Below are 26794 nucleotides of genomic sequence, written 5' to 3' on the forward strand. Positions count from 1 at the left end.
CTTATGGCTGTCTGAAAAAAAGGGAATGGGTTTTTCACTTAAATACGAGCATTGTTGATGTCTGGTTTATATGACCGATATACTCCTCGCCATATGTGCTGAATCCGATGGCGGGGATGCCTTCAAATATTCTGGCATACTCTTCTGTCTGGTTTTTGGATTCAAGTTCAAGGGTTCTTAAGATACAGTGAAAGTTAATCAGGCCCGATATCTCTTTCAGTTCTGAGAGCCTGGCATTGACATCCTCTTTTGTGCTCTGTACGATGTCATCTGATTCAAGGATGTTAAGTTCCATTCCCTCAATGATATTGCAGTAGAATTTTACTGCACTGCCAGCAATCTGCTGAGGACTTCTGACAAATATGTCATCATCCGTAATTACGCCAAGAGGGTGCTTCATGAAATATTCCGGCAGTTTTTCAGCATCTGTGCCAAGCTGTGCAGCGTACTCTTCAGCGGCAGGTTTTCCGTTGAATTCAATGACTGTTCTGTTCTCCTCATCTACCTTTGTGGCAGTCATCTTTTTGTCAAGTGCAGTGAAGCTCTGGGTTTTTATGATCTCAAATCCGTTTGCAGGTTTTATTACTGCCAGCAGGACTGCATCTGTATATGCCTCTTTGTCTGCAAAGAGGTAAGTTTTCTCAAATTTAAGGTCATCTCCGGCAGATCCGCCTATGAATGTTATATTTGTGAGGTCCCCTATTTTGTCCATGACCTTCTCTTCTGAATTCGATAGGCCGTCAGCGAGAATGATGCCGACGTAATCCTCAAATTCGAGTTCTGACATGGGTTTTTTGAAATGCCGGGCGAAGGACTCAAACGCTTTTTCAGTGTTCTGTGTGTCGCCCGGATTTTTTACTATCTCAAGGGCGATGTCTGAGATCATTCCTTCCGGAAATGCCATTGCAACGATGGAATTTCTCAGCATTTTTCCACTTATTATCTCTCCTGATGTTGTGCATCCGATGACGGATGCATCCGGAAATTTCTCCTTCATCGCTCTGGCGGTCTCTTCCGCCGGGTAGGCTGATGATGAGAAGAAAATCACCATCTTTGGGTTTATTCCTGAAAAAATCCCCCTTATTTCCTCAGCTGCATCATTAATATCTGGTTTTTCCGAGTATGCTGTTGACGTTTTCATGATTATTCCCTTATAATTTAATTCCCATCTCTTTTGCTACAGATTTTACTTTATCAATGACTTCAGGGTCATCTTCTGACTGGCTGTCATACTTTTTTGGGTTTATTCCCTTAAGAAGCAGTTTTGTTCTCGTTGTGTTGGCGAGTGTGGGATTGCCACCTGATTTTAACTCAACAACTTTGTCAATGAGTTCGATTATTTTTCCGGTCATAATCTACCTTATTTTAAGGTGAGGATAATACTATTTATGTGTGACCTTTTCTGATTTGGATGCTTTATGTCTGTTATGTGGTCTTAAATTCAGAAAATATTGCTGTTTGGGGCTGTATTTTGTTGGTTTTTTATTGTTGGATGATCCATATTGTAAATAGTTATGGGTTTATCTTACTGTTTTGTCAGCACATTTCGTCTGCCTTGCTGTTTTTTATAATCTGTCTGATATTTCACCCGTATGTCCGGGCTGTTTGCCTGATTCAATGCCGGTTTATCCGGTAATTTTGTTATGCAATGGGTCGCAGCAGTGCCCTGCGACAAAAAAAGGAATGTATTTGTGTGGTCTATTGTATGTGGAATTTTATTTTAAAAATTTAGCGTAAATCCCCTTGGTCTTTAGCCAAGGGGATGTAAGCGACATCATCTTTGTTCTCATATATATATTTCGTAATTGTAGTTTTACCAGAAAATATATGGGGGGTTGAAATCAAACCAAATCTATATGTTGAGAGCCTACAAATACCGAATCTATCCTAACAAAGAACAGGAGAAAATGTTCTTTCAGCATTTCGGTGCCTGTAGGTTTATCTACAATTGGGGTCTGGAAAATAAAATCCGAACTTATGAAACAGATGGAAAATCAATATCGAGATTTGCATTACAAAAAATGCTGCCTGATTTGAAATCAGAGCATGATTGGATGAAAGATGTTAATTCGCAATCAATACAGGGTGCATTGTTAAATCTTGAGAATGCATTTACTCGTTTCTTCCGGGAAAAGAAAGGATTTCCAAAATTCAAATCCCGAAAAAATCCAGTGCAGTCATTTTCAGTTCCACAACACTACATTGTGAATTTTGATACCCATAAAATTAAATTACCTAAAATTGGATGGGTTAAAGCAAAATTACACAGGAAATATGAAGGAGTTGAAAAAACTGCAACAGTGTCAGTCACCTCAACGGGCAAATTTTTCATTAGTATTCTGATAGATGATGGACAGGAGCAACATCCTGCACAATGTTTTGATGTAAATACAACCATGGGTGTTGATGTAGGTATCAAAGATTTTGCAATACTTTCCAATGGGGAAAAGATTGACAATCCCCGATATTTGAAACAGTCAATTCTCCGAATGAAAGTGTTGCAAAAACGATTGAGTAGAAAACAAAAAGGTTCTAACAACAGAAATAAAGCAAAAAATGCAGTAGCAAAAATTCATGAAAAAATTCACAATCAAAGAAGCGATTTCCAGCACAAACTCTCTTTTAGATTAGTATGCGAGAACCAGGCAATTGCACTGGAAACTTTGAATGTTGAAGGGATGCTAAAAAATCATAAACTGGCACAACATATTGCTGATGCATCATGGAGTTCATTTGTTACTCAATTGGAATATAAAGCACAAAAACAAGGTAAAACTATCTTACGGATTGGACAATTTGAACCATCTACAAAAATCTGTAGTGAATGTGGATATTACAACCGTGACTTGACTTTATCTGATAGAGACTGGATTTGTCCAGACTGTGGGATACATCATGACCGGGATATTAATGCCGCAATAAATATCAGGAAATTTGCTTTAGATAGACAGAATCTAATTGGAATATAATATCTTTGCACCCTTGGAACGAGGGGAAGGGCCTGTGGACTTACGAACAATGGTTCGGGGTATGAAGCAGGAAGCCTCTGGGTCTTTAGCCCAGAGGTAGTTCACATCTCCTTATCTTCATCGTTACTCTGACCGGCACAGTCGTGTTTTTCAGTGATATGATGTCTGAAGCAGGCAATGTCAGCTTAGATCAGATGAAAAACTAATATATGCTTAAAAATGGGCGGCCATCACTCATTTTTCATATAGTGCCCTCTGACCTGCAAGTTTAATTCCGGTCTCAAACGCCTCGTCAAGTATATCCTCATGTTCTAGTACATCTTTTGGCTTTGCAAGTCCGCCTGCGACTACCCATCCGGAATTTACACCTTTAAAGAAGTGCATTGCAAAGTCAAAGGTCTTTGTAATATCTTTGAATGCTGCCCTGTCCGGGTTGCCCTGTGTCATGACAACTGCGTATTTCATTCCGGCATCTATTCTTGAATTGTATTCTTTGTCAATCAGTGCATACATTCTGTCGATAAAACTTTTCATCAGACCTGACATATGGGAGAAGTACACCGGAGTGCCGAATACTATCGCATCTGAGTCTCTGATTTTGCCATATAATTCCTGCATCCCGTCTTCAAGTCTGCAACTGTCATTTACCTTGCAGTTCATACATCCCTGGCAGTCTTTGAAGTCATAATCGCAGAGATATATAAGTTCGGTCTCTGCTCCTGCCTTTTCTGCTCCTTCGAGTGTCTTGAATACCAGTGCTGCTGTGTTTCCGTTTTTCCTTGGACTTCCCACAAAACCTGTTACTTTCATATTGTCTTTCTATTGAAATGAGAGGATATAATATTTCCCTGAGGTTTTTAGATCAGAAGAACTGAAGGGAATATACTGCAATACAGACCACGAAAGGCACAGTCAGGTTGTCGTCTATTGGTGAGAGCAGTTCGGTAACCGAGCCGGCTATGGCGGCAATAACTGCAATGAATATGGTTGTAAATGGCAGAAGAACAATAAATCCGGCAATGAGTCCGGCTGCGGTTCCTTCCCAGGATTTTTTGCCGTATAGTCTGTGTTTTCCAAACTTCGTCCCGACTATTGTTGAGATTCCGTCTGTTACTGAGAGGACAAGTATTGCAATTGCGGCGTAGTCTTTGGAGAATATTACTGTGCAGAGGAGGGCGCTTATGAAGAATATTATGGCACCTTTGCCGGGGACTTTGACATCCCTCTCCATTTTGTTTACTATTATTGAGAACAGGGGTATATTGTAGCCTTTGGATATCGCATCCGCAATTGCGACTGATACGAAGACAACGGCCGTCATAACCTGCACGGCGAAGTCGTGGGGTGATAAAAGTATGAATGCAGTGATGAGAAGACCAAACAGCATGTGTGAGGTCTTTCTGAATATTTCTCTCATATAGACATTTTATCCGGTTCAGGTTTATTATTTCCCTATTCTTTCCGGAATTTTAAGCCAGGTATTTTCAGTTTACAATTCACAATCTGCAATTTCCTGTTTCTGTTTTATTTCCGGATTGTTTTTATCTGGTTTTCATCTGCTCATTACCCGTTTTTATATTTTTTTCATCCATCAACCCTTATTTTTCATGGGTGAAATTCTCCGGTAAAAAAACAAACTATATCTGTTTAAAGCACACATTTTATTAGGCAATATTAATTCTGTTGATATTGTCTGTATTTGCGGGCTGGTAGATCAGGGGAAGATCGCTACCTTGGCATGGTAGAGGCCGCGGGTTCAATTCCCGCCCAGTCCACTATTCTTCGTATTTCAGGGTTTAGGTTTTTTCTTCTGTTAAAAATGCAGTGTTCCTGATATTTTATGTTTTATCCTTCAGCCTGTCAGAAGGGTAACGGTTGTAAAAGAGCGATTCTGAGGTGAAGTGTTACCTGTACAGATGACTTTTTCTGATTGACTCAGTATGATATTACAGGGACATTGTAGCGGTTTGTGAAATGATTATCTCTTGTAATGACAGCCTGTCCTGTGCGGTGTGCTATTGCTGCAATGGCTATATCATACCCTCTGAGTTTCCGGACGGGATTTTTCTTCCGGCACTTGAGATCACGGCAATATATGCCGCACATTTCACTGTCTGAAGGACAATATCTTTCTATAGGGAACCTTTTGAGTATGTTGTTTATTTTATCATAATCGGCTTTAGGGTTGCCTGATTTATTTCCTATGCCCTGATAGAGTTCTATGTTTGTAAATATGGTACTTGAAATTTCAATCTCTTTCTTTTTTAACTCTTCCAGAATACAAATTGCTTTTACGTTCCCTTCCAGGAGGTCCAGTATAAAGCAGGTGTCTGCTAAAGGCAATTTTATTCCTCTACCGGTTTTTCTTTTTCTTTCTTTTCTGTTATCTTATCTGTTTCTTCCCTTTCTTCACGAACATATCCTGCAATTCGTTTATAGTCCTCGCGATTGGCTTTAAGTTCTTCAAGCATTTCATCATATTTGTCCCTGACACGTGGTTCTGCAATGAATCTGCATATAACATCATCATATGTGTCATTTTCCCCTTTTCTTGCTTTAATACGGTTAAATGTGTCTATGCTGATAGTTATCGTCTTCCTCTGCGGTTGAGGGTTTGCACTCTGAGCCATATTATTCTAATTGATGTCTGATAATTTTAGATTTTCCGTAGTGGCCCTTATCTTCATAAAATTATGAAAATCCGGATAAATCTTTAAATCCACTGAAAATCTGTAAACCCGTAGTCTGTAAAATGGTATTTTAGTGTCAGACCTGTGCAGTCTTAATTTTCCTGTATATGTCTGAACGCATCAGGTCCATTGTGTACTGCATAAATGAAGAATCATTGAACATGCGGATGAAGAATTCATCATTCTGCTCATACCTCTGAATTGCTATATCTTTGAACACTTTTTCAAAGACCGGCCTGAACACACGCTCATCATTGTTCTGTGCAAAATTGACAAGGCTCTCTTCGGCCCGGATATCATTTTCAATCTGTAGCAAAACCTTATCCATCTCGGTAAAGTCTGTGCCGAACTTTTCATTTATCCGGTCAAGAAGTTTTGTGAGTGTGTCTTTCTTCTCTTTTTTAACTCCGGCTTCTCCTTTGATTGGATCAATTGAATAGTCATCATGTTTCTCCATGACAATTGATCCTCCAAAGCTCTTTTCAAGTCTGTAGTACTGAAGAAGGATCTTATCGTCAAGGTCCACAGTTACTTTCTCACCTTTTGGAAGTACGGTTGAGAGGAATTTTGCATATGCACTGAATTTGTGCAGATCTTTGTCAGACATCCTGCATACCTGAGTGATAAACCCATATATCCGGATGAAGCGTGAGAGTGTTGTTCTGAATGTTTCACGCTCTTCAATAGATTTTGCAGCAAACCTGTCCATTGCAGGCTGAAGTGTTGCAGAGAGTTTTCCCATCTCCTTTTCCTCCCGGTCTGCAAAGAAAATCTCTGCAAAAGAGCTTATCTCTGATTCCCTGTATATCCGGAAGTCATCAAGGGTGTATTTGAGATCATAGAGGACATTGGGATTCGTCTCCTCTGCAAGTATTGTTGCCTCGTAATACTGCTGAAATGCCTCCCGGATATCTTCAGCGGAGTTTACAAAGTCCAGAACAAATGTGCTTTCTTTGCCTTCGGCAGTTCTGTTTATCCGTGAGAGTGTCTGAACTGCTTTTACTCCGCTGAGCTTTTTATCGACAAACATTGTGTGAAGATACGGCTCATCAAATCCGGTCTGGTATTTCTCTGCTACAATGAGGATATTGAAATTTTCATGAAATTCTTTTGGGAGCTGTTTTTCCTTAATCTGTTCACCGGATTCTGTCCTGTTTATCTTCTCTTCTGTCCATGTCATACCTTCGTCTGTTATGTCGCCGGAGAAGGCGACTAAAACATCAAGGTCTCTGTATCCTTTCTCTTTGATGTACCGCTTAAACTCAAAGCAGTACCTTACTGCATGCAGGCGTGAGGGTGTGACGACCATTGCCTTTGCCCTGCCGCCGATCTGGTTTTTAGTCTGATTCCGGAAGTGCTCAACCATAATTATGGTCTTTTGTGCGATGTTGTGGGGGTGAAGGCTTTCGTACCGCCTTATTGCTTTTATTCCTGCGGCTGTATCAAGCTCCGGATCATTGGGTATGTTTTTGATTATCCGGTAGTACATGCTGTATGTCATGTAGTTTTTCAAAACGTCCAGAATGAATCCTTCTTCAATGGCCTGACGCATTGAGTAGATGTGAAATGCCCTGTATTTGCCGTCCGGCTGTCTGACTCCGAACATCTGAAGTGTTTTGTCTTTGGGTGTTGCGGTGAAGGCGAAGAATGAGAGGTTTTTATGCCGGCCCTGTGCTGCAATTTCGGCGACTAACCTGTCTTCTTCGTCAGGTCGCTTCTCCTCTTCTTCGAGTTCTGCTTTTGCGTATTCCTCAAGGATCTCTTCTGTGTCTGCAAGGGCTGTTTTGAGCTTTTTTGCCGCTTCTCCGGTCTGTGACGAATGTGCTTCATCCACAATGACTGCAAAATTTCTGTTGCCTGATTTTATTTCCTTAAAGATTACGGGGAATTTCTGAAGTGTTGTGATGATTATTCCTGCACCGGAGTTGATGGCATCTCTAAGCTGTTTTGAGTTTTTGTCTATTTTTACAACGACACCTTCGACATGGTCGAACTGATAGATGGTGTCCTGTAGCTGGCTGTCGAGTACTCTTCTGTCGGTGACGACTATTGTAGATTTGAATATTTTTTCATCTGAGCTGTCATGCAGTCCTGAGAGCCGGTGTGCAAGCCATGCGATGGAGTTTGACTTTCCGCTTCCGGCGCTGTGCTGTATGAGATAATTTTTGCCTGCTCCGTTCTCTTTTATGTCTGATAGGAGTTTTGTTACAACGTCAAGCTGATGGTATCTTGGGAAGATGAGGGTCTCTTTTGTCTCTGTCTTTCCATTGCTGTCTGTTGTGGTTTCGGTTTTGATGTGGAGGTATTTGTGAAGGATTTCAAGCAGGCAGTCTTTTGTTAGAACTTTTTCCCAGAGATATGAGGTCTGGTATTTTCCGTAGGTTATGGGGTTTCCGGCACCTCCTACCTCGCCTGCTCCGTTTGATCCCTGATTGAAGGGTATGAATTTTGTTTTCGCTCCGTTTAGGCGGGTGGTCATATAGACGTTGCAGAGGTCAACTGCGAAGTGAACAATAATTCTCTTTTTGAATTCAAATACGGGATCACGGGAATTTCTGTCAAATCTGTACTGCCCGATTGCGTTTTTTACATTCTGGCCGGTGAACTGGTTTTTGAGTTCGATTGACACAACCGGAATTCCGTTTACGAAAAGCACAATATCAAGGCTGTTCTCATTTGCCGGGGAGTAGTGGAGCTGTCTTGTGCAGTGGAGAATATTTTTGGCGTAGCGTTCTGTTGACTCTTCGTTGATTGCTGTCTCCGGCTTCCAGAAGACTACCCTGAATCTGCAGCCCCTGTCGTTTATTCCCTGCCGGAGTACCCGGATGATGCCTGTTCTTGCGGTTTCCCTTGTAAATCTCTCAAGGAATGCTTTCTCGCTGTCACTGCCGTATATGCCGACATATTTTTTCCACTCCTTTGGCTGTGTTTCCTTAATGAATGAGAGCAGTGTTTTGGTGTCAAGAGCAAGACTGCGGTTGAACTGTTCCGGGTTTCCCCTGGTATAACCCCCGTTTGTGCAGAGTGAATATTCTATATCGGTCTCAAACTGTTTTTCTGTGTAATCTCCGGCTGCCATCTGCTTAAAATCCCCGTATGTTGAACTGTTATTCATCAGTGATTAAAATCTGTTAATGACTGATGTGTTATTTTTCTGTCATTAAACCATGTTTTAGCTATTATTTTACCATGATTTAGCTATGATTTTATATTGTTTGTGCTGTGATAATAATTTATTGAGTTATCCTGCTTTTCTTTCTGATGATTAGAATGTTTTTATGCGAAATCTCTATTATGATCTCTGACATACAGAGTAATTATCAGATAACAGTGTCATATTCGGGTATTTGATGGCGGTATCAGATACGGGCATGAGATTTTTGGAGGTTATGCAGATGAGCGGTTCATATGTCAGTATTCGTGAAGAGGTTTTAAAAAAACTTGAGCGTGAGCTGCCTTATCTTCAGGAAGAGTTTGATATTGAAACGATAGGGATTTTTGGTTCTGTAAGCAGGGGAGAGGATACGCCTGACAGCGATGTCGATGTGCTTTATACATTTAAGCACGGTGCTGTTGGAATCCGGAAGTTTCTGGACCTTGCTGATTTTCTGGAAAACCTGTTCGGAAGAAAGGTTGAGCTTGTATCCGAAAAGTATCTGAGTCCTTATATCAGACCTTATGTTGAAGCCGATGTTGTTTTGTATGGTGCGGATGCGGGTTTTTAGATGATCAATAACTCAGATTATGAACTGCTGACTGCAAAGCAGAATCTAAAGAAGGAGGATGTTGTCAGGTGTCTGGATTATACCACATATTTTGACCTGGTTAAAATACCTCTTCCAACTGAGATTGATAAGATTATTCATTATCTTGCAGAGGAGCGTATTGTAATTTTGGAGGACAACGGGCTGTATTCAATAACAAACCTTGGTGCGATCATGTTTGCCCGGAAACTGTCCTATTTTCCGGGAATTTTCAGAAAGAGCATCAGGGTTATTCAGTACAGGGGCAATAACCGGATTGAAGCAGTCCGTGAGTATGAAGAGTTAAAGGGCTATGCATCAGGCTTTGAAGGACTTATTACATACATAAGCGGGCTTTTGCCAATGTCCGAGGTTATCGTATCCGGTATGAGAAGAACTGTCTCTTCTTATCCGATGGATGCAGTCCGCGAACTTATCGCAAATGCACTTATTCATCAGGACTTATCAGTTACCGGTGCAGGCCCTATGATTGAGATATTTGAAAGCCGTATTGAGATCACCAATCCGGGGGCACCGCTTGTTGATGTCTGGCGTATTATTGACAATCCTCCAAGGTCACGCAATGAGATACTCTCCTCTCTGATGCGAAGAATTGGTTTTTGTGAAGAGCGTGGAAGCGGATGGGACAAAGTGGTTTCTCTTTGTGAGTTATCCCAGCTCCCGGTGCCTAAGATTGAGGAGTATGAGGAATTTACCAGAGTGACGATGTACAGCCACATCCCTTACAATAAGATGACTCATGAGGAGAGATTGTGGGCCTGTTACATGCATGCATGTCTAAAGCAGGTCAGCAATGATTACATGACCAATAAGTCCCTTCGCGAGCGTTTTGGTCTTTCTCCCTCAAAGAATTCCGCAATTTCCAAACTGATTAAAGACGCTCTTACCAAAGATCTCATAAAACCCTTTGACCCCGACACAGCACCGAGGTATATGAAATATGTACCCATCTGGGCGTGATTAGTATGGTAATTTGCTGCTATATGTTGTCAGAGTTCTGATTCGTCAATACCTGAAAGTTTCATCAGATGCTTCTGTAAACCAATTTTTAGTGAAGTATTTCCATGTACAGGAACAGTAATTCTGTTTGGATCTCCAAATTTGCAATATATGTGGTGACTTCCGGAAATTCTCTTTAGTTCCCATCCATGTGATTCCAGAAGACTACAGAATTTTTTACCACTGACGGCTTTCAAACCGCTATCTCCATGATTCTGTCTTTTCCTGAAAGAGAAAGGTCCTGTACATCTACAGACAGACACCCTTCAACTGCGTCATAAAGATTGGCAAGTAATTCATCAAAAGTTTCACCCTGAGTTACACATCCAGGAATTGAAGGGACTTCTGCCCAGAATCCACCTTCTTCTGCCTCATGAATGATTACTTTCAGTTTCATTGTATGATAATATTGTTTCCTGCCTTATATTAGATTTTACCCCATGCTATGTCGGGACCTCAATCTTTCCGGTAACTGCCTCATATATCAGTGATTTTTTATACTCCTCAAGTTTCTCAATAAGTTTCTCCTTCCCGGACACTGTTTTATCAATCACACTGCATTTTTTGTCAAGATATGCAGCGATTTCGGTTTGTTCTTTTATAGGAATAGCTAAAACAGGAGTTGTGGATAATTTTTCTTTTGTATAATGAGCAATGGTTGCCTTATTGCAGATTAAATCTAAGTATCCTGAATTTTTAACAGCACACATCCAATAATAAAATAATTTATTGCTTGCACTTTTATCCTTTGCAGTTACTTTATGAACAGCATTCTGAATATAACAAGGACTTGCTTCTCCAAGATATTCTGATGAGACACCAATATCCCCACCTTCAGTAACGACAATATCCCCTTTTGTTAATAGATAACGAGATTTTTCAGTCTCAGAAAACCACATTCGCTTTACTTCATCAATCCGTATTCCGTCCCATTTTAAGTTGGCTGCACACAGATAATTTTCCAAAGAATCAAATTCATCTGAAGGATTATTGCTAAGCATCTTCCCCAAAATTACATTGTAGAGCATTGAAACTTTTGTTACATCCCACTTTTCCGGAATCTCACCAATCCATTCAACCCCGGAATCCTTCATCGGCACATCAGGATTAAGGCCCTTTGTCACAGCCTCAGTTATCACTGCCTGCCGGTATTCCTTCAGCTTATCAATTGATGCCCGCTGATTTTTTATTGCAGAGTCAATCGCGGCACATTTTTTGTCAAGGAATGAGGCGATGCGGGTTTGTTCATTTAAGGAGGGCAATAATATGGGTAAAAACCGAATTGTATTAGCACTGATATTTGGTTGACCTGCTCCATATGCTAAAGTCAATATATATGGTCGCATTCCAAACAAAGAATAATATAAGTATAAAGGAATTAGCTCAGTGCCACATGTCATTACACAACATGCTTGGTTGGTGGTTGTAGGTGAGGTAATAATTCCCAATTTACCAATTGTTGCACCATACATTGCAATAACAACTGAGTTTTCAGGATATATTTTTAAGGCGGAATAATCTTTTACAGCAAGTTCAGATACTGTTTTTTTAATTTGAGAAATCTGTCCATCATTCAGATCACCAGTGTTTAACCAAGAAATATCCCCTTTATAGTAATCGACTTTGTTCTTAGGGGTGGTTCCACTTCCTATACTTGTGAGTAAATGGCTTAATTTTCTTAAATTCCAATATTCCGGAATCTCACCAATCCACTCAACACCGGAATCCTTCATTGATCTCATACTTCATCACCGTTGTCTTCCGGATCGTCATCGTTTATTTTCCGGAAGCCATCGAGGTTCAGTTCACGCTTAAATTCTTCTTCTGTCGGGATATACTGCATGTATTTAGATGCAAAAATCTGTGAATTGTCCTCAGGCAGGGTGTATTTTACAACAGCATCGCTTTTGTCAGCGCAGAGAACAATTCCAACCGGAGGATTATCGCCTTCGTTTTTCATCTCACGGGTATAGTAGTTCACATACATCTGCATCTGACCTAAATCCTGATGAGTAAGATCACCGAGCTTCAGGTCAATCAGAACAAAGCATTTTAGAATATAATTGTAAAAAACAAGATCAATATAGAAGTTGCGACCGTCAAAGGAAATTCTCTTCTGCCTTGAAACAAATGAAAATCCTCGTCCAAGTTCAAGCAGGAAATTTTGCAGGTTTGTAATAAGTGCCTCTTCCAAATCCCTCTCGTAGAATTTCGGGTTCGCTTCAAGGTTTAAAAATTCCAGAACATAAGGGTCTTTTATTATCTGCTCATATTCCGGTTTTGGCTCAGTAGATTCAACTTCTTTTACGAGACCCTCCTTATCCTGGCTTGCAAGAAGCCGCTCATAGAAAAATGTTGTAATCTGCCGTTCAAGCTGTCTTGAACTCCAGTTTGATTTTACACATTCGTCCATATAGAAATTACGTGCATTTGTGTCTGAAATCCGCATTAAATGTCTGTAATGCGTCCAACTCAATTCGAGACGCAGTGCGTCTCGAATTGGAAACACTATATAAAACTGTCGCATCTTCCTGAGATTTGTAATGTCAAAACCGCGTCCAAACTCTTCTGTAAGCTTTTCAGACAGGAATTTCAGAAGATTTTTGCCGTATTCTGCACGAAAATTCTCACCACACGCCAGGCTTATCTGCTCGCCAATTTCCCAGTATGCCTGAACCATTGCAGAATTTACAGCAGTATAGACCTGTTTCTGTGCTGTAATAACACTCCTGCGGACATTCTGGTAAATGTCATCTGATTGGAGGGAGCAATAATCAGAATCAGAATTTAAATTATCTTCAGATGTCATTTCCGGAAAATCTCCGTGAGGCTGCCTTCGAGTTCCTGTTCAAGTGTCAGGATTTCGTCCATGATCTCAGTGCTTGGTCTTGGTGGTGTGTACTTGTAGAAATAGCGGGTGAAGGAGATCTCGTAACCGACCTTTGTCTTCTTATCATCAATCCATGCGTCCGGTGCGAAAGGGAGAACTTCACGTCTGAAGTATTCATTTATCTCTTCACTCAGGGGTATGTTCTCTGTATCACGCTTTGCTGAGTCGGGTTTCGGTTTTCCTTTTGAGAGGATAGGTTTATTGTTTTCGTCCAGGAGAGGGCGTTCAACCGTTATTTTGTGGTAGCCGAAATCCTCATTATTGAATATTTTGCTTACGTCATTCTCCTTAAATTCCCCGTAAATCCGGGTGATTTCAGCAATTGCTTCCGGGGAGATGTCGTTTCTCTTATTGCCAAGCGATTTCCTGCGTTTGACAAACATCTGGTTTGCATTTATTAACTGAACTTTGCCTTTCCTCATAGCCGGTTTCTTGTTGGATAACACCCAGATGTACGTTGCAATTCCGGTATTGTAGAAGATGTCATTCGGAAGAGCGATTATAGCATCTAAAAGATCATGCTCTAAGATATATCTCCTGATCTCAGACGGCCCTGAACCCGCATCTCCGGTAAAGAGCGGTGATCCGTTGTGAATAATTGCCACCCTTGAACCCGAATCCTTCATCTTCGAGATTGCCGTCAGCAAAAAGAGCATCTGGCTGTCGCCGATTGCAGGCGTTCCCGGACCAAACCGTCCGGCATAACCCAGTTTTGCCTCTTTATCAATCGCACTCTTCTCATTCTTCCACTCCCTGCCAAAAGGCGGATTTGAGAGGATATAATCAAACTGCATATCAGCACACTGATCGTCAGAGAGCGTGTTTCCGTTCTTAATCTGATCCGCACTTCCGCCCTTAATCAGAATATCAGCCTTACAGATTGCAAACGTCTGATCATTAAGCTCCTGACCAAACCCGATTATGTCAGCCCCGGAATTCATCCTGTGCAGATATTCGGAGGCGACCGAAAGCATACCGCCGGTACCGCATGCCGGATCATACAGCGTCTTTGTGATGTTCTTTCCGGACAGGACATCACTGTCATCAATAAACAGAATGTTTACCATCAGCTCAATGACTTCACGCGGGGTGTAATGCTGTCCTGCATCCTCATTATGAGCCTCAGAAAAACGCCTGATAATCTCCTCAAAGATGTATCCCATCTCCAGATTGGAGATCTTTGACGGGTGAAGGTTGCCTTTCGGAGTTGTGTATTCCTTTAAGACATTGTACAGAATGCCTTTCTTCGCCATCGTTGTGATGTGGCCGTCAAATTTAAATTTCTCAATAATCTCCTGAACATTCGGAGAAAAACCATTGAGATAATTTTTAAAGTTCGCCTCTATGTTATCCGGATCATCGAGGAGTTTCTGAAATGTAAATCTGCTTGTATTGTAAAAGGAGTAACCGGATGCTTTCTTAAGGAAAATATCCTTCATCGCAACCGCTTTCATATCCTCATTTTTTGCAAGAACGGCATCCTTCGTGTCCGCAAGTACGCAGTCAAAGCGCCTGATGACTGTTAAGGGAAGAATAACCTCTCCGTATTCGTGTGGTTTGTATGCCCCGGTCAGTTTGTCCGCAATTGACCAGATAAGATTGGCTTTGTCACTGATATTTGAACTTAGATTTCCCATATTGACCCATTTACCGCTATTATTTTCTTATTTAATATATGATTTGACGATTAATAAATGGTCTCTGAATTATAGTGCACCACCTGACTTTTTGGAATAATCTATAAATATTCTGATATTTTCCGGTGAGTTTATCCTTCTCTAACATCAATTAAGAATTATTACTGAATATCTGTCATGGGAGACTGAATACTATTAAAGGGAAAAATATCACTGACATAAGGTCTGAACAGAAAATGTGGTGTGCAGCATGAGTTTTTTGTGGGAATATGGATCTATCGGAGTATAGGCATGTCATTTTGGGTTCTGGGATTTCTGAAAGATATGGCATATTGTTTTGAGGTATAGAGAATGGGGGATTTTTCATTTGAGGCTCTTGTAGGTTCAATTCGTGAACTGGACTTGCGGTTTGTTTCGTCTGCTGTTAAGGCAGTGAATGTGAATCTTACTTTTCGGAACTGGTGTATCGGTGCATATATTTCTGAATTTGAGCTTCATGGCTCAAATCGTGCCGGTTACGGGGATAAACTGCTTTTTAATCTCTCTAAAGAGTTAAAATCTACAGGTCTGAATAATTGCGGCAAGAGGGAGCTTTCAAGATATATCCGGTTTTATATTCGTTATCCTGATGTTGGCTTACTTCTTCCTGAGGCTGTCAGGATTCAGTATCTGTCAATATGCTCACCGGCAGATGGTGGTCAAAATCATTTTATAGGAGGAATTGAGGGTACACTGTCCCCCCAATTCAGAACACCACCTGAAAAACTAATTTCCTCCTTATCATTTTCACATATTTCTGAGATTATGGAGATTGAAGATCCATTAAAACGCCTCTTTTATGAAGTTGAATGTATCAGAGGGTGTTGGTCGGTTCGTGAGTTGAAACGGCAGATTGGGTCATTGTATTATGAGCGGTCCGGTCTATCAGAGAACAAAGAGGCATTAAGCCGTCTGGCAAACGAGGGGGCAGAGATTTCATCTCCTTTAATGCTTATTCGTGATCCGTATGTGTTTGAGTTTTTAGGTTTAAAACCGGTCGAGGTGATGGACGAGTCAGAGTTTGAGTCTGCCCTTCTTGAAAAGCTGGAACATTTTTTGCTTGAACTTGGACGTGGCTTTTGCTTTGAAGCCCGTCAGAAGCGTATTCTGATTGGAAATGAGTATTATTTTGTTGACCTTCTTTTTTATCACCGGATTTTAAAGTGCCATATACTTGTTGAGCTTAAAACAGAGAAGATGAGCCATGAGGCAGTCGGGCAGTTGAATACATATCTTAACTGGTTTAAGGCAAATGAGATGACTGAAGGGGACAATCCCCCGGTTGGAATTCTGCTCTGCACTGAGAAGAATGACGAGCTTGTCCGTTACGCAACGGCAGGTATAGCCAACGACCTTTTTGTATCCAAATATGAAGTGGTTCTTCCTTCAACCCTCGAACTTGAGAAATTTGTAGCGGATGAGATCGGAGCGCTGAGGAAGAAAGAGATGGGATGTCAAAGTGTGAGTAAAGATAATAGTAATTGAGGGTGTGATATGTGATATTGGTAGATATTTTGCATTGAAATGGTTCTTCCAGTTTAAATTCAAAAATACAGGCTGTGCATCCAGAGCGGTGTCTAAGAATTTAGATATTTAATCCCTTGTAAAATAAAGTTATAATCCGGCTTTATTTTTATTCTGGACTGTTATTGTTTCACATCCGGATAATTTCATTTTTCTGTAAAATCCCGGCCTAAATATAAATAATATCCTCTCCCTCTGTAGATGTAACATCAGATGGAGGTAATATTTTTGAAAGATAAAACTGCTCCGGAGAATAAGCCCTCCGGATTAACATCAGCTATACAGGGTTCTTACGGCTTAAATCCCAATGACTTTAATCCTGATTACTCGATTCTCAGTAATTCTGATTCCGGTAATTTTAATCCCCGGAATTTTAGCGGAAAAAATCCGGAAGCTGCCATAACCGCCACTGCCACACTCGTTTTTCCTGCCGGAATTATGGCTGCTGTTGTGGCTGTTGCTATGGTCATCGCTTTATCTGCCGGCGTGGCATCTGCCTACCCTGCACAATATATCGAATCCGGCACAGCATGGGGCTATACGCCCGGTGACATCTCCGGACTGAAAGATGAATACCCGGCAGATTTTCAGTTTTACCATATCTCATGGATAAAGATAGTCCCGGAATCAGACACTGACGAATGGGACGTTACATCGGATTACATCTGCATTCTCAAAACCCCTTACGGCAAGGAGATCTACATCCGGCCCGGCAGGGATGTTTTTTATACACCCGGAGATGACGAAGGCGGACTCTTCGATGACAGCGGCATGGGGTATTACTCAGTAAATATCAGCAGCCTTATAGCCGGTGCAAAAGCCGATATGATCCCGTGGAGAGGAACATGGACTGTGGATTATTTCTTCAATCAGGAAGACTCAAAAAATGCTCCGGATTATGCCTTTGTAACCAATACCACCTTTACAGTCTATGATGATTATACCCCGACAGCAACGCCGACACCTGAGAACATAGTCCGGGAAACGGCTGCCGCAACCCCTGAAGGGTTTGTTCCGGCAGACTCCTACACACCGGAAGCCTCCGTTGCTGACTCAGAAGCAGGTAATTCCGGGAGCGGCATAGAAGCGACAGCCACAGTGTCTGCCGGATATACTGAAATGCCGGACTCTGCTGCCGGTTCAAACACCACCGGCAGTGCTGAGAATGATAACGGTATTTATATCTGGGTAATTGCGGCAGTTGTACTCATTATTGCAGTGGTGGTTATTATCAGAATTAAATCGGGCAGAAACAGGGATGACTATTATTTATAGCCGGAATTCTGATATGATAAAAGCCGGCGATAGTATTATGGTGTCATCGGGACATTCTGGATTATGAAGGGGGTAATTGTAATTATAGCATTTCTGTCACTTCTTCTCTTATCTGTATGTATCAGCGGATGTTCAGATCAGGGCAGTGAAGGTACAGAAACAGTACAGCCAACAGTGGCAAAGACCACAGAAACTCCTCTGCCAACCGTGATGGCAGAAATTCCGGGTGAAGATAAAGAGGAAATGACACCCTGGACCCCGGATGGTGTCATCACTGAAGGTGAATATAAAGAAGTCTTCAGATCAGATGACGGTAAATTTGAGTTTTACTGGCGAAATGACGATGAGAAGCTGTACGCCGGAATGTCGGGCAACTCTGAAGGCTGGGTATCTGTCGGCTTCAGTCCGACATCTGTAATGAAGGATGCGGATATAATTCTCGGCTACATTGAAGACTCTGTATTAAATATACATGATATGTATTCAATCGGAATTTACGGCCCGCATCCGGATGACACAGATATGGGTGGTGAATACAGCATTCTCTCATCCGGCGGCATGGAAAAAGACGGCAAAACCACAGTAGAGTTTTCAAGGTATCTCGATACAGGGGACAGTTATGACTCAAAACTTTCAAAAGGTACTGATGTAAAATTCCTCTGGTCAGTTGCAGAGAGAGACGATCCTGAGTTTAAACACAACGTGGCAAAGGGGAGCAGCAGTTTCAGGCTCTCCTGAATCACTGATATTTTTTTAAATTTCCGGCTGAGATGCCTCGGTAAGTCCACCGGAAATCTCTTTTTACCCAAAAAATCCGGCAAAAAATCACAGCATATATACAAAAATACCAAAAATTCCGTGAATTATCCCAAGCGCTACTGTGATCTTTCCAAAGATGAAATGCCATTTCATTGGGATCTTATGATAGCCTCTTTTATTCAGCATAACCACAGTTCCGGTCATGAAAAGAAAAATCAGTGTTATAAGCCCTATAAGTACTATCAGGGGCATCCCTGCAATATAGTAATATGCAATCCCGTATAACAACCCACATCCTCCGGTTGATCTGTAATTGCTTCTATAATATATAGTTTTTATCCGGTGCAGTCTGTTATTGTCCGCCGGAATTTTTTGCTGAAAAAAAGGAGGGTTGATTTCCTGTTATTTGTTGTCAAAATGCTCTCTATCAATTCTTTCTCTTTTATAATGTGCTTGTTTTCTACCGTTCACTTTGGTTCTATTACTAAATGTTAATGTAATTTGCAGACTAATTTTAAGTGGTGAAAAAGGTTGGGCCTTAGAGACTGGATAATACCTCAGGATAAAGTTTTTTTTGATCTCTTTGAAGAACAGGCAGAAGTGATCAAAAAGGCATCTGTTCATTTGTGTTCAATGATTCAGAATTTCAATGATCCTATGAATGACTGCCATAAGATAAAGGCTTACGAAAATCAGGGTGATGATATCACCCATTCGATATATCTGATATTAAATAAAACATTTATAACTCCTATTGAGCCGGAGGAGATCTCAAGACTTGCAAAGGTTCTTGATGATATTTTAGATCATATTGATGACATTGCAAGGCAGCTTTACACATACAATATCAAAGAAACCGATCATTATATGGTTGAGATGTCAAAGCTTATTCATCTTCAGGCCGAGGAACTTGTTCTTGTAACAGGTGCCTTAAGAGATCTCAAAAATCCCGATTTCATCTCAGAGAGGTGTATTGAGATAAACCGCCTCGAAAATCTGGCAGATGAGATCCTGGACCGGGCACTTAAGGAATTATTTCTTAGTGATGATGCAATAAGAATTATCAAGCTCAAGGAAATTTATGAAACTCTTGAGATTGCGACTGATCTCGGTGAAGAAGCGGCGAATGTAATCGGCGATATAGCAATTAAGCACTCGTAGAGGTTGAAGAAGATTCATGGAATTTCTGATAATCGTAGCTGGCATAATACTGGCCTATCTCTTTAATTTTGTAAACGGGCTTAATGATGCCGCAAATTCCATTGCAACAATTGTGGCTACAAAGGCACTTTCACCTTTAAAAGCCGTTTTAATGGCATCTTTTTTTAACCTTATAGGGCCACTCGTTTTCACAACCGCAATTGCGGCTATGATTGGAAAAGGCATTGTTGATCCCTCATTTATGACCAGCCAGCTTCTTTTAGGAGCTATGTTTGGCGCTGTGATCTGGGTATTTTCCGCGTCATACTTTGGAATTCCTGTATCAAGCAGTCATGCACTGATCGGCGGGCTTCTGGGTGCGGGTATTGCAAGCGGTGGTCTTGGTGCGATAGTTTGGCCGACTGCCGGAACTGCTGAAACCCTTCTCTTCTTTATGCTTGCCGGCGGCACACTCTTTACTCTTCTCTTCCTGGCAGTCTGCATCTATAAAAACGAGAACTGGCGCTTATATCTGATTCCGGCCTTCCTTGCCGGAATTTCATTCACTGTCCCGCTACTGATTATATTTGATATTGTTGAGGTCAGGGGTATTTTGGCTGTTGTTGTCTTTATCATTGTATCTCCGATGCTTGGGCTTATATCTGCACTGCTTCTTGGCCTTATCATTATGCGCCTCTTTCAGAAGTCAAATCCCAGCAAACTGAATCATGCTTTCAAACCGCTTCAGATTATTGCCGGTGCATTTCAGGCTGTCGGTCATGGTGCAAACGATGCCCAGAATGCGATGGGAATGATCACTGCAATGCTCCTTGCCGGAGGTTTTTTAACAGAATTTGAAGTGCCGTTCTGGGTTATAATATCCTCATGCCTGATGATCTCCCTTGGTACCCTCCTTGGCGGATGGAGAGTTGTTGAGAAGATGGCGAACCGGATTACAAAGATCAGGCCATATCAGGGTTTTGCTGCATCAGCTGCCGGTGGTACTGTCCTCTCACTTATGACCTCGTTTGGTGTCCCTGTCTCAACAACCCATGCGATGTCAGGCGCGATTATGGGTGCCGGTGCATCACGTGGATATTCGTCTGCTGTTAAGTGGGGCATTGTAAGGGAGATTGTGGCTGCATGGATTCTTACAATTCCTGCTGCTGCTTTTGTGTCAGGTATGGTTTACCTCATCATTGCCACATATCTCTGAAGAGAAAATAAATGGGTTTTATTATTAAATCTGTATATTTTCTGAAAATATTCATAAGTGCTCTTTTTTATACAGAATATGAATAATATATTATTATGGTTAAGTCTCAGAAAAGTGGTTCTGTTGCTCTGAACAGAATGATATATTCACTTTTTTTTCTATTTGTGAGTATCTGCCTTATTTTAACAGCCGGATGCACAGGCAGTGAAAGTCCCTCTCCGGCAGCAGAGGATGAAGAGAATGCTGTTGTTATTTCTCCGGATAACAGCGTGGATTACAGTGATTCATCCAACTGGATCTCAGTTCCGGCTATAGATAAAGAGGTTGATGTATTCTACGTCTATCCGACAGTCAGCGGCAATGAAACCGGCCTGATGGATATAACAAATGAAGATGAAAGAGCTCTGGCAGAGGGTGTCTTTACATCACAGGGCAGTGTATTTGAGTCAAATGCAAATGTTTATGCTCCTTATTACCGTCAGATGTCAACCGGTGCTGATATGACTCAGACTCCGGTGGCAACTGACATTAAGGAATTTAAGATAGGTGCAGCTGACGTTGAGGATGCTTTTGATTATTACCTGAATAATTACAATGAAGGTCGTCCCTTTATCCTTGCAGGACACAGCCAGGGAACAATGGCACTTATGGAGCTTCTTAAGGATCGCTTTGGAGACGATGAGAAACTCCGCAGTCAGATGGTTGCAGCTTACCTGATTGGATATACCGTAACTGACGAAGATCTCGAAAAATACGGTCTTAAGGCAGCAGAGTCTGCAAATGATACCAGCGTTGTCATAACATACAATACCCAGTCTGCAACCTCCGAAGGCGGCCGTATGCTTCTTCCGGGTGCAATCTGTATCAATCCTTTAAACTGGAAGACAGATTCAACCTATGCCCCGGCATCTGAAAACCTCGGTGCAAGGTTTTACAATGATTCAACCGGAGAATTCCTGCGTGAAGTGGCTAATTACACTGGTGCTGAGATCAACCCGGAGAACGGGGCACTGATAACAGAGATTCCCGAAGGTGAAGTTCTGGACCTCGGTCCTCACGGAGAAGGTGTCTATCACCGCTATGACATCTCATTCTGGTGGAGGAATCTTGAGGAGAATGTTGGTGAGAGAATTGATGCGTATTTGATGCAAAATTAAATCTGGACGAAGATAAGAGCTGAATTGAATAAAAGCGGATCAGATATGTCCGTATCTTTTTTTCCGGAAAAATATCCTGAAAGAAACTTCTTATAATGCTGTAAAAGTAATATACTGTATGGTAAAGTCTCAGAAAAGGGATTCTGTTGCAGTAAACAGATCCGTTTTTTCTCTTATTCTGTTTGTATTTGTTGGAATCTGCCTTATTCTGACGGCCGGCTGCACAGGTGCCGACAGTCAGGTTCCGGCAGAAGAAAATGAACAGAATGCTGTTGTTATTTCTCCGGATAACAGCGTTGATTACAGTGATTCATACAACTGGCTCTCTCTGCCGGCCGCAGAAAAGGAAGTGGATGTCTTTTATGTCTATCCGACTGTCAGCGGCAATTCATCCGGTTCAATGCTTATAACGGATGATGTAGACCGGGCACTTGCCCAGGGTATCCTTGAGGCACAGGCAGGCGTGTATCAGTCAGATGCCAACGTCTTTGCCCCTTACTACCGGCAGATGTCAACCGGTGTTCAGATGTCGGGAGATGATATGCTTGCAACCGATACAAATGAGTTTAAGCAGGGTGCTGCCGATGTTTCAGATGCCTTTGATTATTATATCAGTAATCTCAATGAAGGCCGGCCTTTTATCATTGCAGGTCACAGCCAGGGAACAATGGCACTTATTGAGCTTATTAAAGATCGCTTCGGTGACGATGAAGAGCTTCGCAGCCGGATGGTTGCAGCGTATCTTATCGGCTATACTGTAACAGACGATGATCTTGCAAAAGCCGGTCTTACAGCGGCCAAAGGGGCAGATGATACCGGAGTTGTTGTCACCTACAATTCCCAGTCCCCGACTTCAGTTGGCGGCCCTATGCTGATGGAGGGTGCACACTGCATAAACCCCCTGAACTGGAAGACAGATTCAACCTATGCTCCTGCATCTGAAAATCTCGGTGCAAGGTTTTACAACGATTCAACCGGAGAATTCCTGCGTGAGGTTGGCAATTACTCCGATGCACAGATTGATATGGAAACAATGGCACTGACAACGACGATTCCGGAAGGAGAAAATCTGGACACAGGTTCATATCCGGAAGGAGTCTATCACCGCTATGACTACGCATTCTGGTACAGAAATCTTGAAGAGAATGTCGGCGACAGGATTGATGCGTATCTGAATCAGAAATGATAGATCAAAGCGGGAATTTTACATAAATATCCCGAAAAATTTATTTTTTCCGGAACTATTCTTTATCCGGAGAGTTATTCTCCCTGTAATACCTGCACAACTCTTTTATGCAGCATTTGTCACAGGCAGGTTTTTTTGCATCGCAGACTGATCTTCCGTGTGAGATGAGCAGGAAGTTTATCTTTCCCCAGGCTTCTTTAGGAAAGAGCGATGTGAGATCTCTCTCAATTTTGTCGGGACTGGTATTGTCTGTCATCCCAAGCCTGAAAGATACCCGTTTCACATGGGTGTCAACCGCAATTCCGGCATCTATCCCGTAGGCATGGTTCAGGACAATATTTGCCGTTTTTCTGCCGACACCCGGAAGTTTTACAAGTTCTTCCATGCTGTCCGGAACAATTCCCTCATATTCCCTGACAAGCATCTCAGATGCGCCCCTGATATTCTTTGATTTTGCCCTGTAAAATCCGGTAGGTCTGATGATCTCCTCAATTTTAGAGATATCAGCATCTGCCATAGAAGACGGGTCGGGGTAGGCTTCAAAAAGTCTGCCCTTTACTGAATTGACTGTTCTGTCAGTGGTCTGTGCACTGAGAATGGTCATTATCAGAATCTGGAAGGGATTGTCAAATTCAAGGAAATTAAGGTTAGTATCCTCTCTGATGTATTGATTAAAAAGAACAGAAAAGATCCTGCATGCAGTATCTTTCAACATTATGGGGTAGGGCAGATTCGAACTGCCGTCAAAGCGTCCCAAACGCTCTAGGATGGACCAGGCTACCCTACTACCCCGTGGGACAACATATATTGAACGTCTGCATATTAATGTCTGCCGATTTGGGTCTGAATTCCGGTGCAATGGGAGTTATCACGAATTTCCTGCAAATATTCATATTGTGGGCGTTTATTCGGATTTAAACAATTTATTCTGGTGTTTTTCTGAGATGGTGTAATGTTCCTGAAGATCTGCACAGGCAGAATAAAAAGAGATTTTTCCGGTATACCGGTTCCGGGAGTGCCAAAAAGCGCAGTGACTCTCAGGCAGTTCTTGCTTTAGTTATTTCCGGACTACAGAAGTTTTGGCATTTTTCTGTCACTGCTGACAATTGTTCCTGTTCTCTCCCCGTTCAGAATTGCCGATTTAAACGCTGCCGGATCTCTTCCGTCTATAACAAGGAGCGGAATTTCACTTCTCTGCACAATCTTGGCTGCCACAAGGTCAATGATATTGTTTGAGCCTGCCTTCATCTTTCCGGATGAAACAATATCAACAAGTTCGTCATGTGTCAGTGAGTCGAATTTTACTGCTTCACTGTTCTTCTTTGGATCGTCAGAATATATGCCGTCTATTGATGTTACGTTCACCAAAAGATCTGCACCTGAGCGTTCTGCAAGGACAGCTGAGACAGCATCAGTGGTCTGTCCGGGAGTTATGCCGCCCATAATGACAATTCGTGAAGTCTTTGAATATAACAGTGCATCATTGTAATTCTCTGCAACTGCCGGGCTGGCATCATCTCCAAGTGCCCACGATAGAAGCGATGCATTTATTCTTGTCACCATAATGCCGACTTCGTCACAGGTTGCCTCATCAATGGCAAGGGATCGCGCAACAGAAATGTACCTTCTGGCCTCTCCTCCACCACCTATAACGACAAAAACTTTGAATTTTTCAGAGAGCGATTTTAAAACAGAAGCGAATTCGCTAATTTTATTTGATTCAAGTGAAGGGACAATAATTGAACCTCCTACAGAAAGAACAATGGTTTTCATTCTGATTCTAAATATTGTCCTCAATAGCATATATGTTTTTTAAAATGTACATATCCGGATCTCTCTTTTTTCTCCTGTCCGGCCATTTCGATAATATCATCAAAAGATATATTGGTATTACGAGCGTATTTTCGGCACTGAAATAATTAAGGGGTGAAACTGAATGCGTGAAGCAAATCTTTATGGAAGAGAAGGAGATGGTACTGTAGTCTGCCATCTCTGCCCCCACAGGTGCAGAATCCGTGACGGAAAGTCAGGCATCTGCTCAGTGAGGGTTAACAGGGGAGGGACACTGTATGCGGAGAGTTATGCGAAAGTTGCGGCAGAGGCTGTGGACCCGGTTGAGAAAAAACCGCTCAATCATTTCCTTCCGGGTACAAAGGTGTACTCCCTTGGCGGAGTCGGCTGCAACTTCAGGTGCAGGCACTGCCAGAACTGGCAGATCTCGCAGGTCGATGTGAAAACAGCTGATTACCTCAGGGTGATTGAACCTGAAGATGGGGTTAATAAAGCGCTTGCGCATGGCTGTTCATCTATTGCATGGACATACAACGAACCTACAATCTGGCATGAATATAACCTTGATATGGGAATAATTGCCAAAAAGAAGGGCTTAAAGACCATTTATGTCACAAACGGATATATAACCGGAGAGGCCCTCACCGAACTCTCCGGCATGCTTGATGCCTTCAGGGTTGATATTAAGGCATTCACCGATGATTTCTACAAAAAGATCTGCGGTGCAAAGCTACAGCCTGTCCTTGACGCGACTATGATGGCAAAGGAGAAGGGTATGCACATTGAGGTTGTAAACCTTGTTATTCCGGGCTTAAACGATTCTGAGGCTGAGGTTAAGGCAATGATAAACTGGATATATGAAAATCTCGGTGAGGATACTCCCGTTCATTTCACACGGTTTCATCCGGATTACAACATGACTGACATTCCGCCAACACCTCTTGCAGAACTTGAGAAGATTTACCGTTATGCGAAGGAAGGCGGGCTTAGATATCCATATATCGGCAATGTTGCAGGCCATGAATATACCAATACATACTGCCACAACTGCGGGTCACTGCTCATAGAAAGGGTTGGATTTATGGACAGGTTTGTTCATCTTGATGGTGATGAGTGTGATTCATGCGGTGAAAAAATCCCGATAATAGTATAATCCGGAATTTCAGCCATGAATGCGAACAGTTCTACTGCGACAGGACTTTTCAGTCCGGAGAACAGTCATTGCAGCGGAGATGATTCCGGCACTAAATTCTTAACCGACAGAATGCTTGGAACACTCACAAAATATCTGCGCTTCATGGGTTATGATACACTCTCTGCCGATGTCGTCATTTCAGGTAACAGCAGAGAGGACAGCATTCTTTTAAAAATTGCAGAGGGTGAGGGCAGAATTCTTCTGACAAGGGATCGTGAACTTGCAGAGAGAGGAGAGGGTATTTCTGCGGTACACATAACATCTGATGACGTATTCTGTCAGCTTGGTCAGATTATCGGTGAAGGCCTTATATCAGGTGACCTTAAAGTCAGGATGAAAAGGTGCACCCTCTGCAATACTCTGCTCAGACCTGCACGCCCTGAAGAGATTGATGGTGCGGATTATGCCCCTTTTGGCAGAAGAGAGCTCAGGTTCTGCTGGTGTCCACGGTGCCGGAAATTATACTGGGCCGGCACTCACCTTTTAAACCTTGAAAAGAAGATTAAGGCAGGATTGTCCTGCACTGGGCATAATTCTGCCTGAACTTCTATTTTTATGCTCTT

At 42.0% G+C, this 26794-nt stretch carries 27 protein-coding genes and 2 tRNA genes; 13 read left to right on the forward strand and 16 right to left on the reverse strand.

The features are described 5' to 3' along the window. Positions 1–34: 34 nt before the first annotated feature. Together L6E24_RS11225 and L6E24_RS11230 are read right to left on the reverse strand one after the other, a co-directional pair. The gene (locus L6E24_RS11225; RefSeq protein ID WP_257742066.1) at positions 35–1141 is read right to left on the reverse strand and encodes an FIST signal transduction protein; all 1107 of its coding nucleotides are present in this window, start codon (positions 1139–1141) and stop codon (positions 35–37) included. A gap of 10 nt (positions 1142–1151) precedes the next feature. Next, the gene (locus L6E24_RS11230) at positions 1152–1352 is read right to left on the reverse strand and encodes a hypothetical protein (RefSeq protein WP_257742067.1); all 201 of its coding nucleotides are present in this window, start codon (positions 1350–1352) and stop codon (positions 1152–1154) included. A 555-nt stretch (positions 1353–1907) separates the two neighbouring features. On the opposite strand from L6E24_RS11230, the gene L6E24_RS11235 reads away from it, so the two are divergent. Next, positions 1908–2969 carry an RNA-guided endonuclease TnpB family protein gene (locus L6E24_RS11235; protein WP_257742068.1) on the forward strand — a complete coding sequence of 354 codons (1062 nt, stop codon included), beginning with the start codon at positions 1908–1910 and terminating at the stop codon, positions 2967–2969. Positions 2970–3203: 234 nt separating this feature from the next. Here L6E24_RS11235 and L6E24_RS11240 read toward each other — a convergent pair whose 3' ends face one another. Further along, a complete protein-coding gene (locus tag L6E24_RS11240) occupies positions 3204–3779 on the reverse strand; it encodes a flavodoxin family protein (protein ID WP_257742069.1) in 576 nt (191 codons plus the stop codon). 52 nt (positions 3780–3831) lie between these two features. Then, positions 3832–4386, reverse strand: coding sequence for a diacylglycerol/polyprenol kinase family protein (locus tag L6E24_RS11245; protein ID WP_257742070.1), 555 nt, complete (start codon positions 4384–4386; stop codon positions 3832–3834). 286 nt (positions 4387–4672) lie between these two features. Here L6E24_RS11245 and L6E24_RS11250 point away from each other — a divergent pair. Further along, a tRNA-Ala gene (locus L6E24_RS11250) sits at positions 4673–4744 on the forward strand. Positions 4745–4904: 160 nt separating this feature from the next. Here the strand turns inward: L6E24_RS11250 and L6E24_RS11255 are convergent. The 3 genes from L6E24_RS11255 to L6E24_RS11265 all read right to left on the reverse strand — a co-directional run bounded on the left by L6E24_RS11255 (position 4905) and on the right by L6E24_RS11265 (position 8774). Then, complete coding sequence (locus L6E24_RS11255) at positions 4905–5312, reverse strand: PIN domain-containing protein (RefSeq protein WP_257742071.1); 408 nt, start codon at positions 5310–5312, stop codon at positions 4905–4907. Positions 5313–5314: 2 nt separating this feature from the next. After that, on the reverse strand, positions 5315–5599 hold the full coding sequence (locus L6E24_RS11260; RefSeq protein ID WP_257742072.1) for an antitoxin VapB family protein: 285 nt from the start codon (positions 5597–5599) through the stop codon (positions 5315–5317). A gap of 136 nt (positions 5600–5735) precedes the next feature. Beyond that, positions 5736–8774 carry a type I restriction endonuclease subunit R gene (locus L6E24_RS11265; RefSeq protein WP_257742073.1) on the reverse strand — a complete coding sequence of 1013 codons (3039 nt, stop codon included), beginning with the start codon at positions 8772–8774 and terminating at the stop codon, positions 5736–5738. Positions 8775–9009: 235 nt separating this feature from the next. Between L6E24_RS11265 and L6E24_RS11270 the strand changes: the two genes are divergently transcribed. Beyond that, entirely contained in the window at positions 9010–9384 is a 375-nt protein-coding gene (locus L6E24_RS11270) for a nucleotidyltransferase family protein (protein WP_257742074.1), read from the forward strand. After that, a complete protein-coding gene (locus tag L6E24_RS11275) occupies positions 9385–10383 on the forward strand; it encodes an ATP-binding protein (protein WP_257742075.1) in 999 nt (332 codons plus the stop codon). Between the two features lie 29 nt (positions 10384–10412). Here L6E24_RS11275 and L6E24_RS11280 read toward each other — a convergent pair whose 3' ends face one another. Genes L6E24_RS11280 through L6E24_RS11300 form a run of 5 tightly spaced genes read right to left on the reverse strand, consistent with a single transcriptional unit; the run spans position 10413 to position 14949 of the window. Next, complete coding sequence (locus tag L6E24_RS11280; protein ID WP_257742076.1) at positions 10413–10619, reverse strand: type II toxin-antitoxin system HicA family toxin; 207 nt, start codon at positions 10617–10619, stop codon at positions 10413–10415. After that, positions 10616–10819, reverse strand: a complete 204-nt coding sequence (locus tag L6E24_RS11285) for a type II toxin-antitoxin system HicB family antitoxin (protein ID WP_257742077.1) — start codon at positions 10817–10819, stop codon at positions 10616–10618. The genes L6E24_RS11280 and L6E24_RS11285 overlap by 4 nt, the downstream gene beginning before the upstream one ends. 46 nt (positions 10820–10865) lie before the next feature. Further along, on the reverse strand, positions 10866–12164 hold the full coding sequence (locus tag L6E24_RS11290; RefSeq protein ID WP_257742078.1) for a restriction endonuclease subunit S: 1299 nt from the start codon (positions 12162–12164) through the stop codon (positions 10866–10868). Then, the gene (locus L6E24_RS11295) at positions 12161–13231 is read right to left on the reverse strand and encodes a PDDEXK nuclease domain-containing protein (RefSeq protein WP_257742079.1); all 1071 of its coding nucleotides are present in this window, start codon (positions 13229–13231) and stop codon (positions 12161–12163) included. Before L6E24_RS11295 ends, L6E24_RS11290 begins: the two co-directional genes overlap by 4 nt. Next, the gene (locus L6E24_RS11300) at positions 13228–14949 is read right to left on the reverse strand and encodes a type I restriction-modification system subunit M (protein ID WP_257742080.1); all 1722 of its coding nucleotides are present in this window, start codon (positions 14947–14949) and stop codon (positions 13228–13230) included. Before L6E24_RS11300 ends, L6E24_RS11295 begins: the two co-directional genes overlap by 4 nt. A gap of 351 nt (positions 14950–15300) precedes the next feature. Here L6E24_RS11300 and L6E24_RS11305 point away from each other — a divergent pair, with 351 nt between their 5' ends. From L6E24_RS11305 to L6E24_RS11315, 3 genes are all read left to right on the forward strand, one after another. After that, positions 15301–16473: a PDDEXK nuclease domain-containing protein gene (locus L6E24_RS11305; protein ID WP_257742081.1), complete on the forward strand. Its 1173-nt coding sequence runs from the start codon at positions 15301–15303 to the stop codon at positions 16471–16473. Between the two features lie 267 nt (positions 16474–16740). After that, entirely contained in the window at positions 16741–17787 is a 1047-nt protein-coding gene (locus L6E24_RS11310) for a hypothetical protein (protein WP_257742082.1), read from the forward strand. A gap of 63 nt (positions 17788–17850) precedes the next feature. Beyond that, entirely contained in the window at positions 17851–18525 is a 675-nt protein-coding gene (locus tag L6E24_RS11315; protein WP_257742083.1) for a DOMON domain-containing protein, read from the forward strand. A gap of 87 nt (positions 18526–18612) precedes the next feature. Here the strand turns inward: L6E24_RS11315 and L6E24_RS11320 are convergent, their stop codons facing one another. Continuing rightward, complete coding sequence (locus L6E24_RS11320; RefSeq protein ID WP_257742084.1) at positions 18613–18834, reverse strand: hypothetical protein; 222 nt, start codon at positions 18832–18834, stop codon at positions 18613–18615. 312 nt (positions 18835–19146) lie between these two features. Between L6E24_RS11320 and L6E24_RS11325 the strand changes: the two genes are divergently transcribed. The 4 genes from L6E24_RS11325 (at position 19147) to L6E24_RS11340 (ending at position 23245) form a co-directional block, all read left to right on the forward strand. Further along, positions 19147–19707, forward strand: a complete 561-nt coding sequence (locus L6E24_RS11325; RefSeq protein WP_308219156.1) for a DUF47 domain-containing protein — start codon at positions 19147–19149, stop codon at positions 19705–19707. A gap of 16 nt (positions 19708–19723) precedes the next feature. Further along, on the forward strand, positions 19724–20902 hold the full coding sequence (locus L6E24_RS11330; protein ID WP_257742086.1) for an inorganic phosphate transporter: 1179 nt from the start codon (positions 19724–19726) through the stop codon (positions 20900–20902). A 137-nt stretch (positions 20903–21039) separates the two neighbouring features. Then, entirely contained in the window at positions 21040–22059 is a 1020-nt protein-coding gene (locus L6E24_RS11335) for a DUF3089 domain-containing protein (protein WP_257742087.1), read from the forward strand. Positions 22060–22177: 118 nt separating this feature from the next. Beyond that, positions 22178–23245 carry a DUF3089 domain-containing protein gene (locus L6E24_RS11340; protein WP_257742088.1) on the forward strand — a complete coding sequence of 356 codons (1068 nt, stop codon included), beginning with the start codon at positions 22178–22180 and terminating at the stop codon, positions 23243–23245. Positions 23246–23300: 55 nt separating this feature from the next. On the opposite strand, the gene nth is transcribed toward L6E24_RS11340, so the two are convergent. From nth to pyrH, 3 genes are all read right to left on the reverse strand, one after another. Further along, positions 23301–23960 carry an endonuclease III gene (gene nth / locus L6E24_RS11345; RefSeq protein ID WP_257742089.1) on the reverse strand — a complete coding sequence of 220 codons (660 nt, stop codon included), beginning with the start codon at positions 23958–23960 and terminating at the stop codon, positions 23301–23303. Between the two features lie 2 nt (positions 23961–23962). After that, a tRNA-Pro gene (locus L6E24_RS11350) sits at positions 23963–24037 on the reverse strand. Between the two features lie 276 nt (positions 24038–24313). Continuing rightward, a complete protein-coding gene (pyrH, locus tag L6E24_RS11355) occupies positions 24314–25018 on the reverse strand; it encodes a UMP kinase (RefSeq protein WP_257742090.1) in 705 nt (234 codons plus the stop codon). 163 nt (positions 25019–25181) lie between these two features. On the opposite strand from pyrH, the gene amrS reads away from it, so the two are divergent. Both amrS and L6E24_RS11365 read left to right on the forward strand, forming a co-directional pair. Next, positions 25182–26189 carry an AmmeMemoRadiSam system radical SAM enzyme gene (gene amrS / locus L6E24_RS11360; protein ID WP_257742091.1) on the forward strand — a complete coding sequence of 336 codons (1008 nt, stop codon included), beginning with the start codon at positions 25182–25184 and terminating at the stop codon, positions 26187–26189. A gap of 15 nt (positions 26190–26204) precedes the next feature. Then, complete coding sequence (locus L6E24_RS11365; RefSeq protein ID WP_257742092.1) at positions 26205–26774, forward strand: Mut7-C RNAse domain-containing protein; 570 nt, start codon at positions 26205–26207, stop codon at positions 26772–26774. Positions 26775–26794 lie beyond the last annotated feature (20 nt).

Origin of the sequence: Methanoplanus endosymbiosus (assembly GCF_024662215.1) — an archaeon.
Taxonomy (GTDB): Archaea; Halobacteriota; Methanomicrobia; order Methanomicrobiales; family Methanomicrobiaceae; genus Methanoplanus; species Methanoplanus endosymbiosus.